A 22,453-nucleotide genomic window follows, 5' to 3' on the forward strand; every position below is an offset into this window, starting at 1 on the left:
GTTTATTATGAATATTACCATTATCACAGCTTGCCCAAGTGGCGTAGCAAACAGCATCATCGCCGCAGGCTTGTTAGAGCAAGCGACAAAAGCACTGGGTTGGAACGCTGCTATTGAATGTCAATCAAGCGTACTACCTGAATCTCCGGTATCACAAGACGCTATCGACAGCAGCGACGTTGTTGTTATCGCAGCTAACACAAACGTTGATAAAGCGCGCTTTGTTGGCAAGAAAGTGTACCAAGCGGCTATCTCTGAATGCACTGCAGATGCAAAAGCATTTCTAGAGAAAGCGGTAGCAGAAGCAACGGTGTTAGACGCTTCTCAAGTTGAAAGCACTGTTGAAGTGACGGGCACGTCAGTAAACTCTTCTACAACAGCAAGCACAGGCAGCAAAAAGATCGTTGCGATTACCGCTTGCCCAACGGGTGTTGCACACACCTTTATGGCAGCTGAAGCACTTGAAGCAGAAGGCAAACGCCTAGGTCACCAAATCAAAGTGGAAACTCGCGGCTCTGTAGGTGCTAAGAACCAACTGACAGACCAAGAAATCGCAGACGCTGATCTTGTTATCATCGCAGCCGACATCGACGTTCCACTGGATCGTTTTAACGGCAAAGCGCTATACAAAACGACAACGGGTCCTGCACTTAAGAAGACGAAGCAAGAAGTTGAAAAAGCCTTTGCTGAAGCTAAGCCATACCAGCACACAGCTTCTTCAAATTCAGCGCCTGCTGACGAGAAGAAAGGCGTGTATAAGCACCTTATGACAGGTGTATCTCACATGCTTCCTGTGGTTGTTGCGGGTGGTTTGATCATCGCTCTTTCTTTCGTATTCGGTATCGAAGCGTTTAAAGAAGAAGGCACACTGGCAGCAGCACTGATGACTATCGGTGGTGGTTCTGCATTCGCACTGATGATTCCTGTTCTTGCTGGTTTCATCGCATTCTCGATTGCTGACCGTCCGGGTCTGGCTCCAGGTCTAATCGGCGGTATGCTGGCTAGCTCAACGGGCGCAGGTTTCCTAGGTGGTATCGCGGCTGGTTTCATTGCGGGTTACTCTGCGAAGTTCATTGCTGACAAAGTTCAGCTTCCACAATCAATGGAAGCGCTTAAGCCTATCCTGATCATTCCTTTTATTGCGAGTTTGTTCACTGGCCTTGTGATGGTTTACATCGTAGGTGGTCCTGTTTCTGGCGTAATGAGCGCAATGACAGACTTCCTAAACAACATGGGTACGTCTAACGCGATTCTTCTGGGTGTGATTCTAGGCGCAATGATGTGTTTCGACCTTGGTGGTCCGGTAAACAAAGCCGCTTACACATTCGGTGTTGGTCTACTGGCTTCGCAAACTTACGCACCAATGGCGGCTATCATGGCAGCAGGTATGGTTCCTGCTCTAGGTATGGGTCTTGCGACTTTCCTAGTGAAAGACAAGTTTGAAGCAGGCGAGCGTGAAGCAGGTAAAGCATCATTCGTTCTTGGCCTATGTTTCATCTCTGAAGGTGCGATTCCATTCGCAGCGAAAGACCCAATGCGTGTTATCCCAGCATGTATGGCGGGTGGTGCACTAACGGGTGCTCTATCAATGATGTTTGGTGCACAGCTAATGGCTCCACACGGTGGTCTATTTGTACTATTGATTCCTGGCGCTATTTCTCCAGTTCTTATGTACCTAGTGGCGATTGCAGCAGGTACAGCAGTAACAGGCTTTGGTTACGCTGCTCTTAAAAAGATGAGCAGCGATAAAGTGACAGCAGAGGCTTAATCCCCCAACTCTGTTTAACGGCTAAGCCCGATGAACAGAGGCTCTTGATGACCGTTTTCTTAGTAAAACGGCTCCTTGAAACAGAACAAAGGCTCCTCAAATGAGGAGCCTTTTTATTGTTCACCGTATTACGGGATTAAAACGGGTAGCTGAAAAGAGAAGGTCACCCCTTCCACTTCGTCATCATCAATGTGGCGAATCATTTCTACCAAATACCCTTGTACATCCAGCTTTAAGCCTTGTTGTTCAACAGCCTTAAACAGCGCTTCTAACGCGGTGCTGTACGCCACATCCGAAACCAGGTAAACATCGCTGCAAAGGTAATACCCTTCAGGAATCACCTTATCGTAACGATCTTTAGCGACTTGCCAATTTCCGATTTCAGCGTCGATGTCATCCCACTTATTTTTCATCTGCTTAATCGGAGTGGTGCTCATCAACTTAATCGACTTTTGACCATACATCTCAAACACCGTATCCCAATCAGGATCGTCCAGTTTTAGCTTCTGCATACCGCGTTCTGGATACCAAACCAACTCGGTCGGCATCGACTTAACCAGTTCTTTTTCCATCGAAGACTGCACACCCGGATGCGCCAATCTCTGAATGAAATCCGCCGTCTCCTTTGGGGTCGCGTTGTAGCCCATTTCTCGAATGTGCTTTGCGGTAACACCTAATTCGCGTTTAAGCGCCTTACCTAAAGACTGCGACGATGAGAAGCCACAATACTGAGCTATTTCAATCACGCTCCACGGCTCATCATTGATCAGCAAGCCCACTGCGATTTGTAATCGAACGCGACTCAGATACTGACCCGGTGTTTCATTGAACTGCTCAGTAAATTGACGATGAAAGTGATAAGGAGAAATTGCACTTTCGGTTGCTATCTCTTCCCATGTACGACGCTCACCCCACTCTTCATGCATTAAAGTAAGCGCATGACTAAAGCGTTTTTGAAGATGCTCTGGCAAAGATTCAATCAATGCAATCTCAGGCACCAGTTTAAAACCGGGCACAAATTGATAATCAGGTTTGCTCTGTTGCGTCATACGGTCTTTGTTCTCAGGCATAGAAGCTCTTGTATCTGTCGACTTGATTGAATTCGATCGCTTGGCTTCACTATCGTCTTTGTCCTTTATAAAATCAATCACGAGCGCTCCAAACTGAGTTCTTCTAATGCATCTTGTTCACGTGGTGCTTGTGCAATTAGATTTTCAACCTGAGGCGGCTTGCAGCAAAACAGGCCAAGCAGCACGGGGATCAAAATCAGCGTTACTGCAGTGGCAAACAATTCTCCAAACACCAGTGAGACCGCAGCAGGCTTCAAGTATTGTGCTTGTTCCGCAGTTTCACTTAGTAATGGCAACAACCCACACACAGTGGTTATCGTGGTTAAGAAGATAGCTCTCAAACGGCTAGTACCGGCAATCACTAACGCTTGCTGTAATGGCACGCCTTGGCGATATTCAGCATTAAAGCGAGTGATCAGCACCAACGAGTCGTTGATCACGATCCCCGTCATGGCCATCATGCCGAACATTGAGAGAATGCTGATGGGCAAGTCCATCAAGTAATGACCAAAAATCGCACCTGCGAATCCAAACGGGATGACAGCCATAATGATCATTGGTTGCCAGTAGGATTTCAAAGGCACGGCCAACAAGATGTAGATCATCAGCAGCGTCAGAATCATTGCCGATTCAAAGCCATCCGACACCTCCCCTATCTCTTCAAACTCACCGCCCGCTTTAATGGTTACGCTTGGATATTGTAAGTGTAGAGACTCAATCGTATCTTCTAGCTGTTCTCGCGTTTTCTCTGGTGATTGTAGGTCACGATTCTGCTTCCAATACAGGTTAATCACTTGCTCTCGGTCACGGCGGTAAATCACTTGCGGTTCTTGCTCATGACGAAACTCAGCAATATCCCCCATCATCACACTTCCACCATTAGGTAACATGATAAGTGCCTGTTGTAGCTGAGCTAAGGTTCTGCGCTCATCTTTTGGGTATTGCAGCAGCACCTTGGTCTCTTGCTCGTTTTCTAGCAGGCGATGGACTTCTCTTTCGCCAAACGCCTCTCCGGCAAGTTGAGCCAGCGTGGCTTGAGTTAACCCTAGTTGCTGACCGTATGGATTCAACACCAAACGAACTTGCGGTAAACCGTCCTGACCATCATCGTAAACATCCGAAACACCTTTCAACGAAGCCAAACTATCCGCTAACTGTTCACTCACTCTTGATGCAAGCTCACGATCATTAGAAGAGATCGTTAAGAATGTGCCACCAGCAAGCTCTTCTGCCGCGCTGAATTTCACCGAGTAAGCGCCTTCGATTTGCCCAGCACTCTCTCGCCATCGCTTCAGTAGTAAGTTACCCGGCAATAAGCTTAAAGATTCATTGGTGAGCTCGGCGGTCACTTCAATTTCGCCGTAGCCATCAGACCACGCAAGCAGGTTCACGACGGGCTTTTCTTGTAATGGGTAATCTTCCATTAAGCCTTTTTCTACCTGTGTCATTGCTTGCTCTACTTGCAACAAAGCTTGGCGCTGGAGTGGTAACGGCGCGCCATCTTCCAGTTCAATGACCGCGGTGATGTAACGCCCCGGAATTTCAGGGAACAACGCACTGCGAATCGCACCATTCGACCACATGCCATAAGCCAGTGAGATAACCGCCACAAACCCAAGCAAAGACGCCACTTTATAGCCAAGCGCAAACTCCAATACTGGCTTATAGATGTTGAGATTGAACCACTGCAACCCGCTTTGAGCCGCATTCTGAACCTTGGCAAAAATACTTGTGGATGGCTTTTTCACAGAGAGCTGAGCCAAGTGCGACGGCAGAATAAATTTGCTTTCAATCAGAGAGAAGATCAAAGCGAAGATCACCACTGCCGAAAACCCAGCAAGCACCTTAGCTAATTCATTATTAATCCAAAGCATTGGAGAAAATGCAGCAATGGTCGTTAGCACACCAAATACAGTCGCCACCGACACGGAATGCACGCCCTGCCAAGCGGCTGTTTTGCCGTTTATATTAGAAGAATAGCCGGCGCTACGCGTCCGTTTTTCATGTATCGCTTCACCAACAACCACTGCGTCATCCACCAGCACACCGAGCACCAAGATAAAACCAAACAAGGTGATGTCGTTGATGCTGTAATTAAAAAGCTGCATTGCGGCGAGCGTACCTGTCAGCGCAATCGGAATCCCCATCGCGACCCAAAAGGCGAGCCTAATCTCAAGGAAGATCCCAAGCAAAATAAGCACGATTAACAAGCCTTGCCATGCATTTTCGCTCAAACGAAACAACTGCTCTTCAATGTAAGGCGCCATATCAGCCATGGTATTCAGCTCAATATCCGAAGGCAGAATCGCACGTTGGGCATCCAGAGTTTCACTAATCGCTTCACTGACTTTAAGCAGGTTGTCGGTTTGGCTCGTACTGACCAGTAAGGCGATGGCGTTAGAGCCGTTGTTACGCACGATAGAACCACTGTATTGGTAACCACGACTTAACTTGGCGATGTCACCCAGCAGTATTTTTCCGTTGCTTCCTGAAATCACAACAAGCTGGTTCAACTTCTGTAGATCATCGGCGTATCCGTCACCACGAATGACCATTCGACCTTTGTCACTGATCAGTTCACCGCTACGAGTCTCAAGCGAACGCTGCTCAACGAGCTCTGCGAGATCTTCTAAGCTCAACCCCAACGCTTTCAGTTGGTCAGGATCGGGCTCGATAACTAATTGAGATGTGCGAGTTCCCCAATTTGATACCTTCGATATACGCGGATTCTTCTTCAGTGCTTGTTCAAGTTGCTTGGCGATAGGTTGCAGTTCGTCATCGGTTCTTGGCCCGGATACCAACACAAACGCGGCTAAGTTAGTAAACTCGTTGCGCACAACTTGCGGCCGTTCTGCTTGCACGGGAAAGCCGTTAATAGCGTTAACTTGGTTACGAATATCATCCAACAACTTGTCTAAGTCTGTGCTGCTGGTTTTACGAACCACAACTCTAGACACGCCTGCACTCGACTGGCTGGTGATCTGTTTGATGCCAGCAATTCCGCTGATCGACTCTTCGATTCGTTGCGTCACGCTCTCATCAATCTGTTGTGCGGTACCGCCAGGATAAGCCACAGTAATACTGATTGATGATGGTGCAATTTGTGGGAACGACTCAACACGCAGTTGTCCAAATGCTAATACGCCACTGATCACAATCGCCATCATCAGCAGATTGGCAGCGACTGGGTTATTAATGAACCATTTTGTCATCCAACTCATTGGTTTGATTCCTTAATCTGAGCTGCATCAGATTTACCCGCGAGCATGGCTTCAGAATGGACTCCATTGAACCTAGGCGCGACTTGTTTACCGTTAAGCATGGAAGAAAGCGGATATTGCACCACACGGCGAGCCTCATCACTTCGATCATTGAAGCGAATATCAAGCTCTCGGCTGCCTTGCCCAATAAGCGTTACCGACTCTTTTCGTAAGCGATCTTCTGTATCCAATGTCCACACATACCCGTCTCGCGTCATCGCACTCAAAGGTACGCTTATGACGTCATCTTGTAGACCGAGGTTAACCACAGCTTGAACCTGCTGATTAGGGAATAGTCTAAGCTTGTCTTGGTAAGGGTTTTCAACCGATAGCACTACTTGCCTTTGACGAGTCACCGAATCGACTTCTGGCGACACATAGCGCACCTTCGCCGGCCATTGGTTCCCTGAACGACTCACGACACGAATACTCGGCTTAACCAAAGCCGCTTGCACTTGCTGCCAATGCAGTTCAGAGATTGGAAGCTCGACATCAATCGAGTCACTGGCGGCTAACTCAAAGGTCACTTGCCCCGCCTCTACCCACTCTCTTGGGCTAATGTGACGCTTCATGACCACCGCATCAAAAGGCGCGATGATCGCCGACTCTTCCACTAGCTTCTTCGCACTGACATAAGCTTGATTGGCTTGTTGTAAATTGGCTTTTGCGGCAAGCACGTGAGGCTCTCTGCGCGCAAAAGACGAGCTTGTTTTTGGGTTGAGCATTTTGAGCGCGACGGTCTGTTCATGCTGAGCTTGCTTCAATTCGAGCTCCGCTTGTTTTAACGCACCCAACGCTTGCGCCAAGTTCGCATCGACAGCGCTAGTATCTAGCCTTGCTAACACATCACCTTTTTTGACTAAATTTCCCGGTTCGATGTTTTCATTCAGCCATTTTAGTTGCGCACTACTCGACGCTTTAAGTTGAATTGGCCAACGAGCAGCGGTTAAGCCTAGTACCGTTAACGTCGATTCGTGTTGCGAAGGGGTCACCTCCAACACAGAAACGGATGCTAATATTGCTTGCTTCTTCACAGGTTCCGCTGCTTCGGGTTCCAATTCATCGACAACAATCAAGGCAACAAAGATAGCCGCACAACCGACTAATACCGAAAGTGGCTTTTTAAATTTCATAAGGCATCTCCTTGGTAGCCTGTTGGACGGAGGTATGATTGAGTCGCTGACTGATTTCAGTAAGGCGAGAAAGGGTTTGCAGCGTTATTGGTAGCATCACTGCGGTTTCAACAAACTCCAGCGAATAAGTAACGATTGAGAACACTTGCCCTGCAGTCGGCTCGATAAGCTGACTCACCATCCACAAATTGCCTACGACAGCGCCAAATAACACAGTAAAGATCAGTCCGTAGACAATCGCCTCAGTATCTGAAAGCTTGATTTCACACTGTTTTAAGCGTTCAAAGTGCCAACGAAGCGCTGATAAGCGAACGCCGCTCAGCAATTGAACCTGCTGTTCAACTTGGTCGTTAAATTGGCCATTGAGTCGGGCAAAGGTTCGGTGGAACACGCCATAAATCGCAAGCATCGACAGCCCAGCAAACAACATGCATAGCGCCAATGAGAAGTGGAATGTAGAGAGAATCACCACAGTCGCAACAAGCTGCACCACGGCCGTCATCAAAGCAGGTAAGTCGTCTTCTAAGAAATCAACCAGCTCACGCGACATGGTGAGCCGAGCGTCTTTGGTTGATACAGATAAACCACGCAGGTTGCGCTCCACGATATTCGCCAGTTTTACACGAATCGCGCCATATACACGGGTATCGTAAAAACGACGAACGACACTGATGATCACCAGTACAAAAAGGATCGCGGCCAGCATCATCAAAGGCTGAAAGCTTTGGTTTAACACGCCGTCGATGGCGTAACCAATAAACAGTGGCAACATAATAAGCATCACGTTTTCAGCAAGGACCATTAGCCAAGTCGCAGCGACCTTTAATGGACTAAGCCGAATAATCGTCAGCAGTGAGATGGGATATTTGAATAGCATTATTGAGCCCATAAATGAATATGGTGCCAGTATTACCAATCCCACATGGAAAAAAGTGTCCCAAATTGCTGTATTAGAAATAACACGCAACCCAAAGGGAAATGGCTCCAGTAAATGGAGTGTTTGATGTATTAGCTAACTGAGGAATCGCAGAGCGTAATTGAGGATCAGCAGGAAATATTTATAATTGAAGGAGGATATTTTATTTGGAGAAGAATCTGAGAGCTCCGCCCGACAGCAGTTACTTTTATTAGATACGTACTATCGGGCGCGAATTAAATTAGCTACTTAGTGTATCTTCAAATACACCGAGCTCGCGACCAAGCCAAGTCGCACGTACTGTGTGGTCTAGAGTTTCTTCGCCACCGGTTACTGGGTGAATAAGCACCGACATATCACCGCGCTCTTGCTCCAACCACTCAACAATGCCCGACTCTTTGTTCGAAAAGTGAATCTCAAACATCGGCATCTTATGTGGGCCAACCAAACGCTGTATTAATGGGAAAGTTTCTAACACATCTTTACGTTCTGAGAGGATTTTCTGACGCAGTGTTTCTGCTTGCTCTGCAAAGCGAAGAGGGAAATAGATATGACCGTGGTACATGGCACCATCCTTTAGAATTATGATGCGACCAGTTTAACCTGCTTTCTCTAGCAAGGACAGCCAACCAATGGCAGCCGAAGTATTAAACATCATGTAGAAGACTGATCTGACTGATAATTTCTAAAACATTGCTACAAAAACGCCACACGTAATTTATGTGTGGCGTTTGTATTTAGGCTATAAAATGCCTTAGCAAGAATTAGCGTTGGTAAATTGAATCAACATTCAAAGGGCTGTTCTTTGGTTTCTCTAATTTTAACTGTTCAACCGCGCTAAGACCTTTAGAGCTAATTCCGCCACTATAGGACTTAGAGCCATCAGCATTAGTCATTGAGGTTTCGCCCACGTTCCAAGCAACAAAGAAATCACTTAAGTCATAGCTCGAAACATAAGAAGCGCACACCATCATTAGGTCTCCACCAGAAAGCCCAGTCTCGCTAGCGCTACAATAGTTCGTATTCGAGTCACCCTCTCTATCGCCTCGCGCTTTACGATGCATAAGCTTGAACATATTCCAGCCTTCATCATCACCGTAAACCAAAGATTGGCTTGCTCCACGACCATACCAATCATCAATAGCAAAGTTTGATTTTGCCCAGATTTTCAGTTGCCCAAACATAACTAGACGCAAACCAGCATCACCATGCGACCAAGCATGTTTGTCGTTTTGCTCTAGCCATTTTGGTGCTTTCTTAATATCCGATTTAATACGATCCATTTCTGGATTTTCGTTACGCCCCTCAAGCTCCTGCATATAAAGTGCAAGCAGGTTGTTCGTTACCTCAGTACTACCCGCTGCTGAGAAAGGTGCTGATGCTAAGTTATGACCAACTTCATGCCACAATAGCCAATCATTTACAGGATTAGTTGGAATGTAGGTGCGGTTTGCATTGAAACTCGAATTCATCACTGGGTAGCCAGAGTGAGCAGCACCGATCGATATCTGTACATCATTTACAAAACGATGGCGGAACGCCTTCAGTTCTGGATAAGTGAACCTACGGTGTAAACCATCATTTTGTGTCTCATCACGTCCGTAGAAGTCACTTGCAGCGTCAGCGAATCGATTCATATCTGTTGCGAATTGGTTCAAATCAGTGGATTCTAGATTCCTGATTGGGGTCGTATAAATAAATGAACCCGTATCGATTTCCGCAATAGGCGCCTCTGCCGATTGAACTGGGTTAATCCACTCTCCCTCTTTCCACCAAGCCGCTTTTAAGGCGCCATCAATAGTGAATGAGACTTCACCAGCCTCTTTTACTTTCGGTTGAATGTAGATAAGGCCGCCATATGGAACCTTGAAGGTTAAGTTCGAACCGCCGTACGCATAGTTAGTTTGCATACGCGGAGGGCGCTTCAAACTGGTTTCATGATTCGGCTTACCTGTAAGGTCATCCGCCATCATCACAGTGATCGTTGCAGCTACACCATCACGAATAGTCACATCTTGAAGCTGAGGAGCCCATAAACCTGTCGATTGATTGTTCCCAGCCGAATACGTGACACCCTTGCCATCTGTTTGGATAAGAACCGAACTTGACGAAGATGCACCTGAAGTTCGACCCGGATACATTGTAGTATCAACAACGATTTCATGATCCCAGAAAGAGCGCCCCAACATGATGCGAGTCAGAGGTTTCTCCATGTAATTTAATGGATAGCTCGGATTCAACTGTCCCGATAACTCACCTTCGCCATAAATCATTCCATTAGCGACTAACGACGCTTTTAGGTCAACAGGACACTGTGCATCAATTGTGTCTGTTTGATGTAAGTCTTCGGTATAACAGTTTAGGAACTGAACAGCCTGCTTGAACCCCAACTCATCTTGTATGTCTGTTTCAAAACGGTATGCGTTGTCATTCCACATCCAAACAGACAGGTTATCAAACGCTTGATTCAATTCGCTGTTAGACAGACGCTTACCTTGAGTGCCCTTCGTGCGATAGTAAATCTCGTGCTCGTAAAGCGCTGTAAAGTTAGAACCCAAGTTCGCTGCTTTCACCATACTGTCGACAACGGTTTTACTCACTTCATAGCGGTCGAAATCGGCTCGATGATAAGCACCACGAACAGTGATGCCGTCTCCAGAACGAGTCTCTATACAGTTAAATTCGTATTCATACTCGTTCTTACAAAGCTGAGTGCCAACGAATGCCGACTGCAGTTCTTTGATCGCCGCTTCACGCTCTTCTGCCGATTCAACAAAAATACGTGCGGATTTGGTCTCCATGACTGGTACGCCAGACTCATCAAGCACTGGTTTCCCTTCAGGGCCTAACTTAGTAACCTCATAAGTCGGGATTTCAAACTTGATTTTGGACTCATCTTTGATCCACTCAACCGTACCATCTTGATTTACCGTGAATGGAGGCTCTCCTTGGTTATCTTGAAAACGCTCAAGAACCACCATTTCCTTTTCGCTCTTCACGTGAAGATTTGGATACGGCGCTTGGCAATAATAAGAGCTACCGCAGAAAGCTTGGTTTGTCGGCGTAACGTTTTCACCACCTAGTGAAACACCAGCGGCATCCGCCAAGCGTCCAATAGGTTCAGGGTTTGTCGTTTGAATCGCATCCATAAATAAGATATTGCCACCGTTATTAACATAGTTGATAAGAGCGGTAATATCGTCTTGGCTTAAGTTTGGGTTATCCAAGTCAGCAACAAACTGGTTCGTCATGCCATCTTGAACCAACTTAGGAGGATATGCCTGAAGGATCAAAATCGGCGTAGTACTCGCATCTAAACCATCAAAGTCACCTGAACCACGCTTTTCTACTGATGCAAAACCATACTGAGGACTAACAAAAAACGTGTACTGCTTACCCATTGTGGAGTGGTGATAAGCCGAATAAGCTTGGTCAATATTGGTGACTGCATTCATCCCAGCAATAGGCAGACCATTATTGAACCACTCAAACAAGTTCGAGAAAAACAACCTCATGCTGCCTTGGTCATCATGCAGTAGGTTTTCGAACGTCGAAACAGTGCACTGTTGTTTGTTGCTATCGATATGCAATGTTCGATTGGCCCAATAATTTTCTGGGCATGACAGAATACTTGGGTATAAGCCATTACCCATGAACACGACTTTACCTTTGCCTATCTCGCCTGCTGTAACGAATGGAAAACCATAAGTCGCGTTGTCTTCAGAGACTAAAGGAATCGGAGGCATCGAGATGCTTGGGTGTTGTGCGATGTAAGGTTTGCCTTCACGAGTCCAAGCCTGTTTCTCACCAAAATAAAGCTGACGGTTTGTATCAGTTCTTGGCATCATCACAGGGAATGCTCGATTCGATATGTTCAGAGCTCGCATACCACGGGTATACCCCGTCGCACCATAAAAACTACCATTGTCATTGAAAACATGGAATGTGGTGACGTTGTGGAAGATTTGCTGCAGAGACTCCGTAACATACTGACCAGAATTCATAGATAAAACGGCAGGTTGACGAACATAATCCATAAACTGAGGCGTTTGGCGCAGCTGCTCATCGATTACTGCCGTTAACCCTTGGCTAAACTGACCAACAAACTCATTAGGAAGTTCAAAGCCTGTACCCTCTATTAATCCCCCATTTGGCAGAGTTAGGTTGATCAGTTCATTTATAACGTTAGGATACTTTGAAAAGGTATCTTGAACTTCTTCAGATATCTCATAATGACTTAGATGATCAACCGCGTAGCGCTCTAGTAATGACTGGATATTCGCTTTCTCAACCACATTATTGGTCACATCAGACAATTTATAAACAATCTGATTACCCGTAATAGAACCAAACTCAAACGTATCAATACCAAAAACGATTCTGTCGCCCCACAGGTACTCAAAAATTCCCTCTTCATCCGTCACGCCCGTCGCGTTTGCCGAAAAGAAACTGATCCCAGAAATCGCTTTACCATTAGCGTCTGTAAGCTTACTGCGAGTTAACACCTTACCTTCAACACTTGGCTTATAAGCATAGGTAGACTCTGCGTCTGCAGAAACAAAACCAGCGTTAAGGTTATTGTCAGCATTAGGGTCAACCGCAGGAACAACAGTTGTGTCTACATGTGAACTAGGAGCCTTACCGACTTCATCTGTAGACTCTTCTTCTTTCGATGAAAAATACGCATCAACAGCATCTTGATCATCAAGTTGCGAAAACACATCCTCAATATCAAAAGCATCCAGTTCTTTTAAACAGATAGCACTTTCAGTCTCACAAACATCAATGGATTCGAGTACCTTAGTAACGTTGTCTCCATGTAATTCTGTCAACTCAAATGCCGCGTGAAGCGCATCATTTGAAATCGTGCTTTCTGTAATTTCAGGGAAAGGAGCAGTGAAATCACCTAAAGTGAGATGGCCCAGTGTACAACTAAAACTTACTCCTTGATTCACACTGAACGAGCCAGTTTCAAGGCGGATACCATCACAATACACATCGCCTGATACGATATTTCCACTCGACAGTAACGTACCTATATAAGTCGTTGGAGGAATAATATCCGTCGGTGGGATAATGTCAGTCGGAGGAAGAATATCCGTTGGTGGAACAATGTCTGTAGGCGGAAGGATATCTGTTGGTGGAATAATGTCTGTTGGAGGAACCGTATCAGGGCCACCACTATAGCTTAGTGAGTCGTGATTACACCCTGAAAGAGCCGTGGATATGATAGCCAACGCAATTAAGTTTTTTTTCATTGAGCGAAGTTAGTCGTAATTTAAAGTGGACCGTTATCTTATAGATTTACTCCACCTCGATGACTATTGTTTTTTGTCTTAACCACAAAGGTCATTGCTCATAAGAGGTTGAATAAGATAAATAAAATGATAATTGAGACTCTCATTCCAATAGCAATACCTCTCCCTACCTTAAACGAAAAGTGCCATACATCGATTGAGGCATGGCGTTTCTACTCAATAGTTCTTTGCCAATTTAGTATCACGTAAGTATCGACGGAGTTGCATCACAATATTAAACATCACACCCACCCAAAACAGCGTGATGACAATGCTGGCGCCACTCGGTAAATCATAATAAGCCGACACCGCTAAGCCCGATAAAATACCGACAGTGCCAATCCCAATACTCGCAATAAAGAAGAGAACGCCTTTATACGCAGCTGCACATAACGCAGGAATCACCAGTAACGCAAACTCCAAATATATCCCAGTCAGCTTTACGGTGATCGGCATCAATATAGCGAAGATAAGGTAAAAGCCACTACCCTGCATAAATTCAGGCTTTACACTAATTAACACCAACATCGCGGTCGTGATTATTGCCAATGGCCAGACATCATCCCAGGTAGACCACAACAGCTGCCCGTTGAGAATGCCTTGAATAAAATCGGCGCCATGAGGATCTTTGCTGACCAATAGAATCGCTAGTGAAGCCGATACCACAAACAAACTTCCTATCATTGGTTCTAAGTGTTGTTTGTAACGCTTTTCCATGAGTGCAATTAATCCACAAAGCAGTAATGACATAACCCACGGGCCAATCATCTCTGCAAACCAAGAGCCGCTAAACAGTGCATATCGGCTCAACCAATACTGACTCAAGGCAGCGCCAAGGGCAGCCACTTGCGCGACAGCTAGATCAATAAAGATGATCTGGCGCTTGAGGACTTGCTCCCCAAGCACGATGTTGCCAGCTAATGCAATCAATCCACACAATACCGCAGGTACCAGCCAGCCATATTCAATCAACATTACGATCTCGTTGATGTGTCTGGGTTAACGAGCGTTCTCAGCAACTCATCAATCACCTGATCGTACATTTGATCAAGGCTCTGACCTTCTGCAACCGTCAATGGTAGCTGTATAGTAGGCTTGTTGATTTGGTGGTTAAGCCAATTAGCAGGCCGCTGGTCTTGGTGTGATGAATACACAATCGCATCAAACGAAGCTGGATCCAATTTGGTCAATGACTGTAAATGTGAGGTAGTCGGTGATATCCCAGGCTTAGGTTCTAAATCAGCAATTTGCGCCATATCTAACCAGTCAAAGAGGTAACGATATGTAGCATGATACCCGACCACTTTTTTACCTTGTAACGGCTCTGCTTTCGTTTCCCACTCTGCCAATTTATTACGCCAGTTGGCACGAAACTTCATACCATTCCGCATGTAGATATGTGCATTGTCAGGATCAACCAGTTGTAAACGCTTGGTGACTTCTCTCGAGATAGGAATCATATACTCAGCAGCAAACTGAACATGTGGGTTTCCGTGAGCGTGGATATCTCCCATGCTTCGATCGACATGGTCATGGGTATCAAGCATACCTACCATATCGCTCGCGTATAACATGGTTGACGCACTATCTTGCACTGCAGGGTTACCGCTGCGTGCTTGCAGCATTGGCAGCCACCCTACTTCTAGTTCTGAGCCAGAACACATCGCCATATCAGCCTGTCGCATTTTGGCAATCAGTGAAGGTCGAGCTTGCACATAGTGAGGATCTTGCTTAGCCGTAGTCGCCGAGTAGATCTTAGCGTCAGGAGCATGGCTATGGATAAGTGCTTGCCACTCAGGCTCACACACGAAGATGTTCAACGCCATCGCAGGCGAAGATACAATTATCGATGAGGATACAATGGCAACACCCGTTGCCATTGTAAGTCGGAGTTTCCTAGAATGCATGAGCACCGTGCGCCCCAAAGGTCATCACATACTGAAGGGTAAATACGTTATCTGTCTCTTTACTTTGGTTTTCAACGCGAGAGTATTGCGCTCTAACTGTACCAAAATGAGATGAATCCCAAGCGATCATTGCATCTGCTTCTTTGTCGTTCATTGCAGTAAAGTGCATGTGGTCACCATGTGCGTGTCCATCATAGCTTTCCGCTTCACCATAGCGCAGGCCAGCAGACCAGCTTGGGCTGAATCGGTAAACACCCGATACATAATAGCCTGCTAGCGTATCTGGTGATTCCGCATCATTTTTGTACTTATCATCAACGATGCCATCCAACAGCATGTACTCAGCTGCAAGCGTGAAGTTTTGGTATTTGTAGTTACCGTTTGGAGCCCACTTCCATACAAAATCAGCACCGTATAAGTTTGAGCCCGTTACCGCTGCGCCGTGGCTATGATCGTGGTCATGGTCGTGCCCGTGATCATGGTCTCCAAACTCACGTACTTTACCGTTTTCATTTCGTAAGTAGCTCAAACCAAACTGCCAGCTTGATGACTCTGAAAAGTCGTCACCCAGCTTAAGAGTTGTAGTGTAAACACCAACATCAGAGCCATCATCAACAGACGACATCTTGCTACCACTTAGCGCTTCAATACCGAACTTCACATATAGGTCTGTAGGTAGAACGATGTTCGCACGAACACCATCATCGTAATAATGAGAGCCTAAGAATGTGCGGTAAGCAGCAGGACGCTCAACAAAACTATCAGTATGCATATGTTGGTTATTCAGGTAACCAAAGTCTGATAGGAAACGACCACCTCGAATACTTAAACCGTAAGGCATCGTCAGTGTTTCAATGAAAGCTTCTTCGAGCAGTAATTCAGTCTCATCATCGTGAGTTTCAATAACCGTAGTCAAAGAGCCATAAAACTTGTCATCGATATTCGCAGACATGTTGAGTTCGGTATGGCCAAGACCAAAGCCTTCATCACGCTCCGAGTTATTACGTTGACCGTCTTGATAATAACCATCAAGAACAACGCCAATTTGAGGGTTTGACAACGTGTCGGCAAAAACAGGGGAAACGAGAATGCTACCAACCGCTAGAGAAACCAATTTTTTATTCACAACTTTTTCCTTTTTAAAATACATCATCAATCAACTTATTGTTATGTTATAACATTTCAATAAATAATTAATCGTTGAGATGTAACAAAATATGAAATCACTTTAGTAACAAGGCATAAAGATGAATAAAAACCCCTAGTAATCAAAGATATAAGAAAAATTAGCAGTGCGAATGATAGTATGAAGGAGAGTCGTAACGGTATTTATCGAAAGGCTGATATAGAAAGGAAAGAAAAGGTTGATTAGATGAAACAAGAAATAGAGTTTGATTTAACGTTGACCGCTAAAACAAACTCTATGAATGTGGTGTCGACTATCGCTTTAAAGTACTACGGGCGTAGCTTCAAAACTCGGTCAATGTCTTCCGCAGAATGGCGCTCTGGTACTTGCTCCCACTCTTCACCAAATGAACGGTTTACCACTCGGCCTCGTTGGAAACCTTCGCGCGCTTCTAGTTGCTTCGCCCAGCGCACAACATTGGTGTAAGACTCAACCTGTAGGAACTCAGCAGCATCGTATATTTTGCCCAGCACAAGGTTGCCATACCAAGGCCAAATCGCTATATCAGCGATGCTTAGCTCCTCACCCGCCACAAATGTGTTATTTGCGAGTTGTTTGTCTAACACGTCTAGTTGACGCTTAGCTTCCATCGCAAAGCGGTTAATTGGGTACTCTTGCTTTTCATCAGCGTAAGCATAGAAATGGCCAAAGCCTCCGCCTAGGAATGGGGCAGAACCTTGTGCCCAAAACAACCAGTTAATAGTTTGTGTTCTTGAAGCCCCTTCTTTTGGTAAGAAGTGACCAAATTTTTCAGCTAAGTGCATCAAGATAGATGCCGATTCGAAAACATTGACGTCTTCATCACCAGACTTATCGACAAGTGCTGGTATTTTGGAATTTGGATTCACTCCAACAAAGCCAGAGGAGAACTGATCGGCCTCACCGATGTTGATCAAGTACGCATCATATTCAGCTTCTTTAACACCCGCCGCTAACAACTCTTCCAGCAAGATAGTGACTTTTTGACCGTTAGGTGTGCCAAGAGAATACAATTGAAAGGCATGGTCACCAACAGGCAGCTCTTTATCAAAGCGAGCTCCAGATTCAGGACTATTGATGTTTGCCCACTTGTTACCACCAGCAGTATCGTTAACCCAAACTTTTGGCGGAGTGTATTGTTCTGACATGATATTTCCTTATTAATATAGGGTCTCACAAACTGATATTAGGTCACATGCCTGTGGTTAAAACCCCTGAATACGATTTATTTTCAAACTGTTAAGCATGGCTTATTCCAGAAAGGCATAACCTGCTTTATGACGTAGCACACGTAAAAGATAAGTGCCCAATCAAACCTAAGCCACATAACGGTTAGTACGAAATATGATTTAGTCACGACATGCCTACAGGTTAAAGAAAGCTGTGATAAAATCGGGAGATTACAATTGATAAGGATTTGGCAATGTCTTCTGATTTCACAGGCTCGAGTGCAGCGTATGCTCGCCAAGAGAAAGGCTACCGCGAAAAAGCACTAAAACTGTACCCTTGGGTATGTGGTAAATGTGCGCGTGAATTTGTTTACTCAAACCTCCGAGAGCTTACCGTTCACCACGTGGATCACGACCATACAAACAACCCTGAAGATGGCAGTAACTGGGAGCTATTGTGCCTATACTGTCACGATCATGAGCATTCAAAATACACTGACCATGAACGTTATGGTGTGGATGCAAAAGCGAGTTTAGATGATCATCAGTCAGCGACACACAACCCGTTCGCCGATCTCGCTAAGATGATGAAGAAGTAACACGCCTTCAGAGTTGTCTTCGGTAGATGGTAACTGTTAGATAATAGATAAATAACAAGAAACCCCAGTATGTCACCATACTGGGGTTTCTTTTATCTGCCGTCACAACCAAATAATAGAGTTCAGTTAAGTAGGAGCAAAAAAGCCTTCCGAAGAAGGCTTTATAAGAATCAAATCGAATTATGCTGCCGCTTGTTTGCGAGACTCTTCTACCTGTTTAGCGCGCTTTTTCATCGTCAGTTTATCGCGGTATGCAAACCAAACATAAGACACAACCACTAAGAAGAACAGGTATGACAATGAGAAAATGAACGGCGATTGGATGATATCGTTCGAGATCCCCCAAGAAACACCAATAACAGTCACAGCGATCTTCGCAAAAAAGCCACACATCAATAGCACTAATGCCAACTGTGGGAAACGCGTGCTGCGGAATGCAAGCCAGTAACAACTGCCTACAGCCAATGCCGCGATGTAGAAGCCGAACAAGAAAGAATGAATATGATCAGCAGCTGCTACACCACCAGTAATCGACATCAATAGAATTAAAAATAGTTTCATAATACTCGCCTCGTAATAGACTAGAAACGCATCCTTTCATTTTTGGAATCTCAGTTTGCGTACTATTTTCCCACTTTTTCCCAACAACACAACCCCTCATATCGAACAAAATGCAAGCAAAACCACCTGAAAAAACCACCATTAACAATTGGTTAACACATTGTTTCTAATAGAACTCCGTTACTCCTTGTCTCATATGAAAAAAGCACTACTTCGATTTATTTTGTTACACAAATTTAACCTTGGAAATTAATTAAAATTTTTTGCAACTCTGTGATATCCGCACGGAATACGAGTCTACTAAAAATTTATCACCTCGAAATCCCAGGAATAATTGGGTAACAGGGCGAAAAAGAACAAAATAGAAAGGTGTTAAAAACATTTTGAAAACCAATGAAAAACAACCCATTAACAAACTGAAGTTAATTTACCAAAAATGGAAAAAGAGATTCCAATCACATTTTTATTGGTTATAATCCGCGCTCTTTTGCGCTATCTGTTGATAAACGCAAACTAATTTTGAAGAAACAATCACAATAACCCGTCTTTAGTTAAGTGGCTCTCCACTAACCGATGACAAAACTGAGAATAAAAATGAGCAAGATTGATAAAGCAACACGTATCCTGCTAGCAGGCTTCTGTATCAACCTTTGTCTTGGCATCCTGTATGCTTGGAGTGTATTTAACAAAGCGCTAGTAACTGAAGCTGGTTGGAGTGCTGCTGAAGCATCTTCACCTTACGCTATTGCAACTATCACATTCTCTGTTTGTCTTCTTGTTGCGGGCATCCTACAAGACCGTATGGGTCCACGTAAGATCCTTATCCTAGGTACAGCGCTTACTGGCCTAGGTATGATTGCTTCTGGTTTCGCAACAACACCTATGATGCTAAACCTAACGTTTGGCGTGATGACAGGTGCTGGTATCGGCTTCGGTTACGCATGTCTTTCTCCATCAGCAATGAAGTGGTTCCATTCTTCTAAGAAAGGTATGGTTAACGGTCTAATCGCTGCTGGCTTCGGTCTTGCTGCTATTTACCTAGCACCACTAACTTCTGCGCTAATCGATAGCATGGGTATCCAAACAAGCTTTATGATTCTTGGTGTTGGTGTACTTGCAATCGCAGTACCTCTAGCGGCAACGATCAACAACCCACCAGCGGATTACACGCCAGCTGAGCCTAAAGTAAAAGAAGGCCAAGCACCTAAAGCGGTTAAGAAGACTGAAGACCTAACGTGGAAAGTAATGCTGAAGACTCCTCAGTTCTACTCTCTATGGATCATGTACGCATTTGCTGCTTCTGTTGGTCTTATGATCATCGGTAACATCACTACGATTGCTAGCGTTCAAGCGAACCTACCAAACGCGGTTTACCTAGCGTCTATCCTTGCTGTATTCAACTCAGGCGGCCGTGTTGCTGCGGGTATGCTTGCAGATAAAATCGGTGGCGTACGTACTCTACTTCTAGCGTTCATCCTTCAAGGCGCGAACATGGCTCTATTCGCTACGTTCAACTCTGAATTCACGCTAATCATTGGTACAGCAATCGCAGCTGTTGGTTACGGTACGCTTCTAGCAGTATTCCCAACACTAACTGCTGAGTTCTACGGCCTGAAAAACTACGGTACTAACTACGGCGTGCTTTACACGGCATGGGGTATCGGCGGCGCTATCGGTGCAGCAGTTGTTGGTTTCTCAATGTCAAACGGCGAAGGTTACGGCCTAGCTTACACAATCTCTGCAGTTATGATGGCAGTGTGTATTGTTCTAGCAATCATCACTAAGCCAATCTCTGAAGCTAAAGTTGCTGAACTAAAAGCATCACAAGCTTAATCAACAGAAAAGATTGAATTTGTTACTGAAGAGCTTAACCTTAGGGTTAGGCTCTTTTTGTATCAAGCGACTTCTCCATTGACGACCGAAACTACTCCCCAACTCTCCCCTACTTATTATCTCGACAACTTCAATCGATTGGTTGAACACGCACAAACGCTCTACCCTGATCTTCTGAGTGACGATGAGTGCCGTTGGTTGTCTGAATACAAACGTCTCTCTGTTTCAAGCCAATGTTTAATGGTTCGTTTACTTTCTCGTAAAGGCTGTTGGTTTCGCAGCGATAAACTCAACTATCCAGAAATTCCTGACTTAAATAGCACACTACAAGAGCTGAGCAACTCAGGCTTTATTATGTTAAGTCATCCCACAAAGCAACATAACCTCGTAATTAATGAGGTCGAACTCGGATTGCACTTACTCACTAAACCAGAGCTGTTGAATGTATTCCCCGCCCTTAAGAGCAACAGATCTGCCAAGAAAGATAAGCTGTTGTTACTGCTTGATCAGCAGCCTTTCGACCAATTTCGAAACCTAACCTTCGACTGTATTTATGTCGTCCAATCTCAAGTGATTGATGTATTACTGTTGCTATTCTTTGCCAACACCTATCAAGACTTAAGCCAATTCGTGTTAAGCGACCTTGGGTTCAATACCTTTGAGAACTATCCATTAAGCAAACAGCGCCGCTTCTTCACTTCTAGAGATCAACTCAATCAATTGCTCCAGATACGCGATATTCAACGCTTGTATTCAGAAGGTGACCGCAAAGACGGTGAGTTTCTGGAGCTGCTTTTAAACTCGATTTCTGAAGAGTCAGAACACAAAAGCATTGCTAGAAAACGATCGCGATTGATCAATGACCTCGCACGTGACCTAGAAAGGCTTAACCAAAATGACCAAGCTACCTTTTGGTTCAGGCAATCTACACTTCCTCCGAGCAGAGAACGACTTGCGCGCATCTATGACAAACAAGGAGAGTTAGACTTAATGCATGACACTGTCACGCAAATGCAAGCTACACCATCGGATGTGTCAGAGCTAGAGGTCGCGGTCAAGCTTGAACAGAGGTTATTACGGAAGCAGGGCCACAAGGTCCCTCGCCCTTCAAAGCCAAGTTGCGCGCAGATAAAACTGGAATTGGATCTCAGTCAAACGCGAGTCGAGCTTGCGGTAAAGCAACATTTTGAAAGCCAAGGCTGGGATGTCTACTTTTCTGAAAACAGTTTTCTGTGTGGCTTGTTTGGTTTGGCTTTCTGGGATGTCATTTTCTCTGATGTCGAAGGTGCTTTTATCAATCATTACCAACATCGGCCACTGGACTTGTACCACTCAGACTTTATAGACAAACGAGCCGAGCAAATTGAAGCTGTGTTCCAAACCCTATCCGAACACGGGCTGAACCACTTACTTGAGAGCTACGATGAAAAGCAAGGCATGGCTAATCCCTTTGTTCATTGGAATCATTTCCCTAAAGCACTCATCGAACACAGCATGGAAGCTATTCCTAACGCCTTGATTATCGACCTCTTCAAAGTGTTATTGAGTGACTTAAAGCTATTTAGAACCGGGATGCCCGATTTGATTGCGTTCAAAGACGAACGGTTTCATTGGATTGAAGTCAAAGGCCCAGGAGATAAGCTGCAAGACAACCAGTGGCGCTGGCTCAAAGAGTTTGAGCGATTGTCTGTCCCTTTCTCTGTTTGTTACGTCAATCAATGAGTCTTACTCTTAGCTCATGGCTGTTAGCTCTTAGTGCTTAATCTGGCTAGGTC

General features: G+C 45.2%; 15 protein-coding genes. 4 read left to right on the forward strand and 11 right to left on the reverse strand.

Annotated elements, in window-relative coordinates; all coding sequences use genetic code 11:
• The first annotated feature begins 7 nt into the window (after window positions 1-7).
• The gene (fruA, locus tag BCU34_RS13510) at window positions 8-1,768 is read left to right on the forward strand and encodes a PTS fructose transporter subunit IIBC (protein WP_102479069.1); all 1,761 of its coding nucleotides are present in this window, start codon (window positions 8-10) and stop codon (window positions 1,766-1,768) included.
• Between the two features lie 128 nt (window positions 1,769-1,896).
• Here the strand turns inward: fruA and BCU34_RS13515 are convergent, their stop codons facing one another.
• The 10 genes from BCU34_RS13515 to yghU form a co-directional block, all read right to left on the reverse strand.
• Window positions 1,897-2,919, reverse strand: a complete 1,023-nt coding sequence (locus BCU34_RS13515; RefSeq protein ID WP_102479068.1) for a helix-turn-helix transcriptional regulator — start codon at window positions 2,917-2,919, stop codon at window positions 1,897-1,899.
• On the reverse strand, window positions 2,916-6,059 hold the full coding sequence (locus BCU34_RS13520; protein ID WP_102479067.1) for an efflux RND transporter permease subunit: 3,144 nt from the start codon (window positions 6,057-6,059) through the stop codon (window positions 2,916-2,918). Before BCU34_RS13520 ends, BCU34_RS13515 begins: the two co-directional genes overlap by 4 nt.
• Complete coding sequence (locus tag BCU34_RS13525; RefSeq protein WP_102479066.1) at window positions 6,056-7,231, reverse strand: efflux RND transporter periplasmic adaptor subunit; 1,176 nt, start codon at window positions 7,229-7,231, stop codon at window positions 6,056-6,058. The genes BCU34_RS13520 and BCU34_RS13525 overlap by 4 nt, the downstream gene beginning before the upstream one ends.
• Window positions 7,221-8,108, reverse strand: a complete 888-nt coding sequence (locus BCU34_RS13530; protein ID WP_102479065.1) for an ABC transporter six-transmembrane domain-containing protein — start codon at window positions 8,106-8,108, stop codon at window positions 7,221-7,223. Before BCU34_RS13530 ends, BCU34_RS13525 begins: the two co-directional genes overlap by 11 nt.
• 280 nt (window positions 8,109-8,388) lie before the next feature.
• Window positions 8,389-8,712 carry a DOPA 4,5-dioxygenase family protein gene (locus BCU34_RS13535; RefSeq protein ID WP_048663396.1) on the reverse strand — a complete coding sequence of 108 codons (324 nt, stop codon included), beginning with the start codon at window positions 8,710-8,712 and terminating at the stop codon, window positions 8,389-8,391.
• 199 nt (window positions 8,713-8,911) lie between these two features.
• Window positions 8,912-13,405: an SslE/AcfD family lipoprotein zinc metalloprotease gene (locus BCU34_RS13540; protein WP_102479064.1), complete on the reverse strand. Its 4,494-nt coding sequence runs from the start codon at window positions 13,403-13,405 to the stop codon at window positions 8,912-8,914.
• A gap of 216 nt (window positions 13,406-13,621) precedes the next feature.
• Window positions 13,622-14,416: a metal ABC transporter permease gene (locus BCU34_RS13545; RefSeq protein ID WP_198592780.1), complete on the reverse strand. Its 795-nt coding sequence runs from the start codon at window positions 14,414-14,416 to the stop codon at window positions 13,622-13,624.
• Window positions 14,417-14,418: 2 nt separating this feature from the next.
• Window positions 14,419-15,324, reverse strand: a complete 906-nt coding sequence (locus BCU34_RS13550) for a metal ABC transporter solute-binding protein, Zn/Mn family (protein ID WP_102479062.1) — start codon at window positions 15,322-15,324, stop codon at window positions 14,419-14,421.
• 16 nt (window positions 15,325-15,340) lie between these two features.
• A complete protein-coding gene (locus tag BCU34_RS13555) occupies window positions 15,341-16,477 on the reverse strand; it encodes a hypothetical protein (RefSeq protein WP_102479061.1) in 1,137 nt (378 codons plus the stop codon).
• A 329-nt stretch (window positions 16,478-16,806) separates the two neighbouring features.
• Window positions 16,807-17,664, reverse strand: a complete 858-nt coding sequence (gene yghU / locus BCU34_RS13560) for a glutathione-dependent disulfide-bond oxidoreductase (protein ID WP_102478865.1) — start codon at window positions 17,662-17,664, stop codon at window positions 16,807-16,809.
• A gap of 275 nt (window positions 17,665-17,939) precedes the next feature.
• On the opposite strand from yghU, the gene BCU34_RS13565 reads away from it, so the two are divergent.
• Window positions 17,940-18,284 carry a YajD family HNH nuclease gene (locus BCU34_RS13565; protein WP_017060876.1) on the forward strand — a complete coding sequence of 115 codons (345 nt, stop codon included), beginning with the start codon at window positions 17,940-17,942 and terminating at the stop codon, window positions 18,282-18,284.
• A 180-nt stretch (window positions 18,285-18,464) separates the two neighbouring features.
• Here BCU34_RS13565 and BCU34_RS13570 read toward each other — a convergent pair whose 3' ends face one another.
• Window positions 18,465-18,845 carry a hypothetical protein gene (locus tag BCU34_RS13570; protein WP_048660371.1) on the reverse strand — a complete coding sequence of 127 codons (381 nt, stop codon included), beginning with the start codon at window positions 18,843-18,845 and terminating at the stop codon, window positions 18,465-18,467.
• Between the two features lie 594 nt (window positions 18,846-19,439).
• Here BCU34_RS13570 and BCU34_RS13575 point away from each other — a divergent pair.
• Both BCU34_RS13575 and BCU34_RS13580 read left to right on the forward strand, forming a co-directional pair.
• Entirely contained in the window at window positions 19,440-20,678 is a 1,239-nt protein-coding gene (locus tag BCU34_RS13575) for an OFA family MFS transporter (protein ID WP_102431516.1), read from the forward strand.
• Window positions 20,679-20,735: 57 nt separating this feature from the next.
• Window positions 20,736-22,400, forward strand: a complete 1,665-nt coding sequence (locus tag BCU34_RS13580) for a VRR-NUC domain-containing protein (RefSeq protein WP_102478866.1) — start codon at window positions 20,736-20,738, stop codon at window positions 22,398-22,400.
• Window positions 22,401-22,453 lie beyond the last annotated feature (53 nt).

Source organism: Vibrio sp. 10N.286.45.E10, assembly GCF_002874195.2.
In the GTDB taxonomy this organism is placed as follows: Bacteria; Pseudomonadota; Gammaproteobacteria; order Enterobacterales; family Vibrionaceae; genus Vibrio; species Vibrio crassostreae.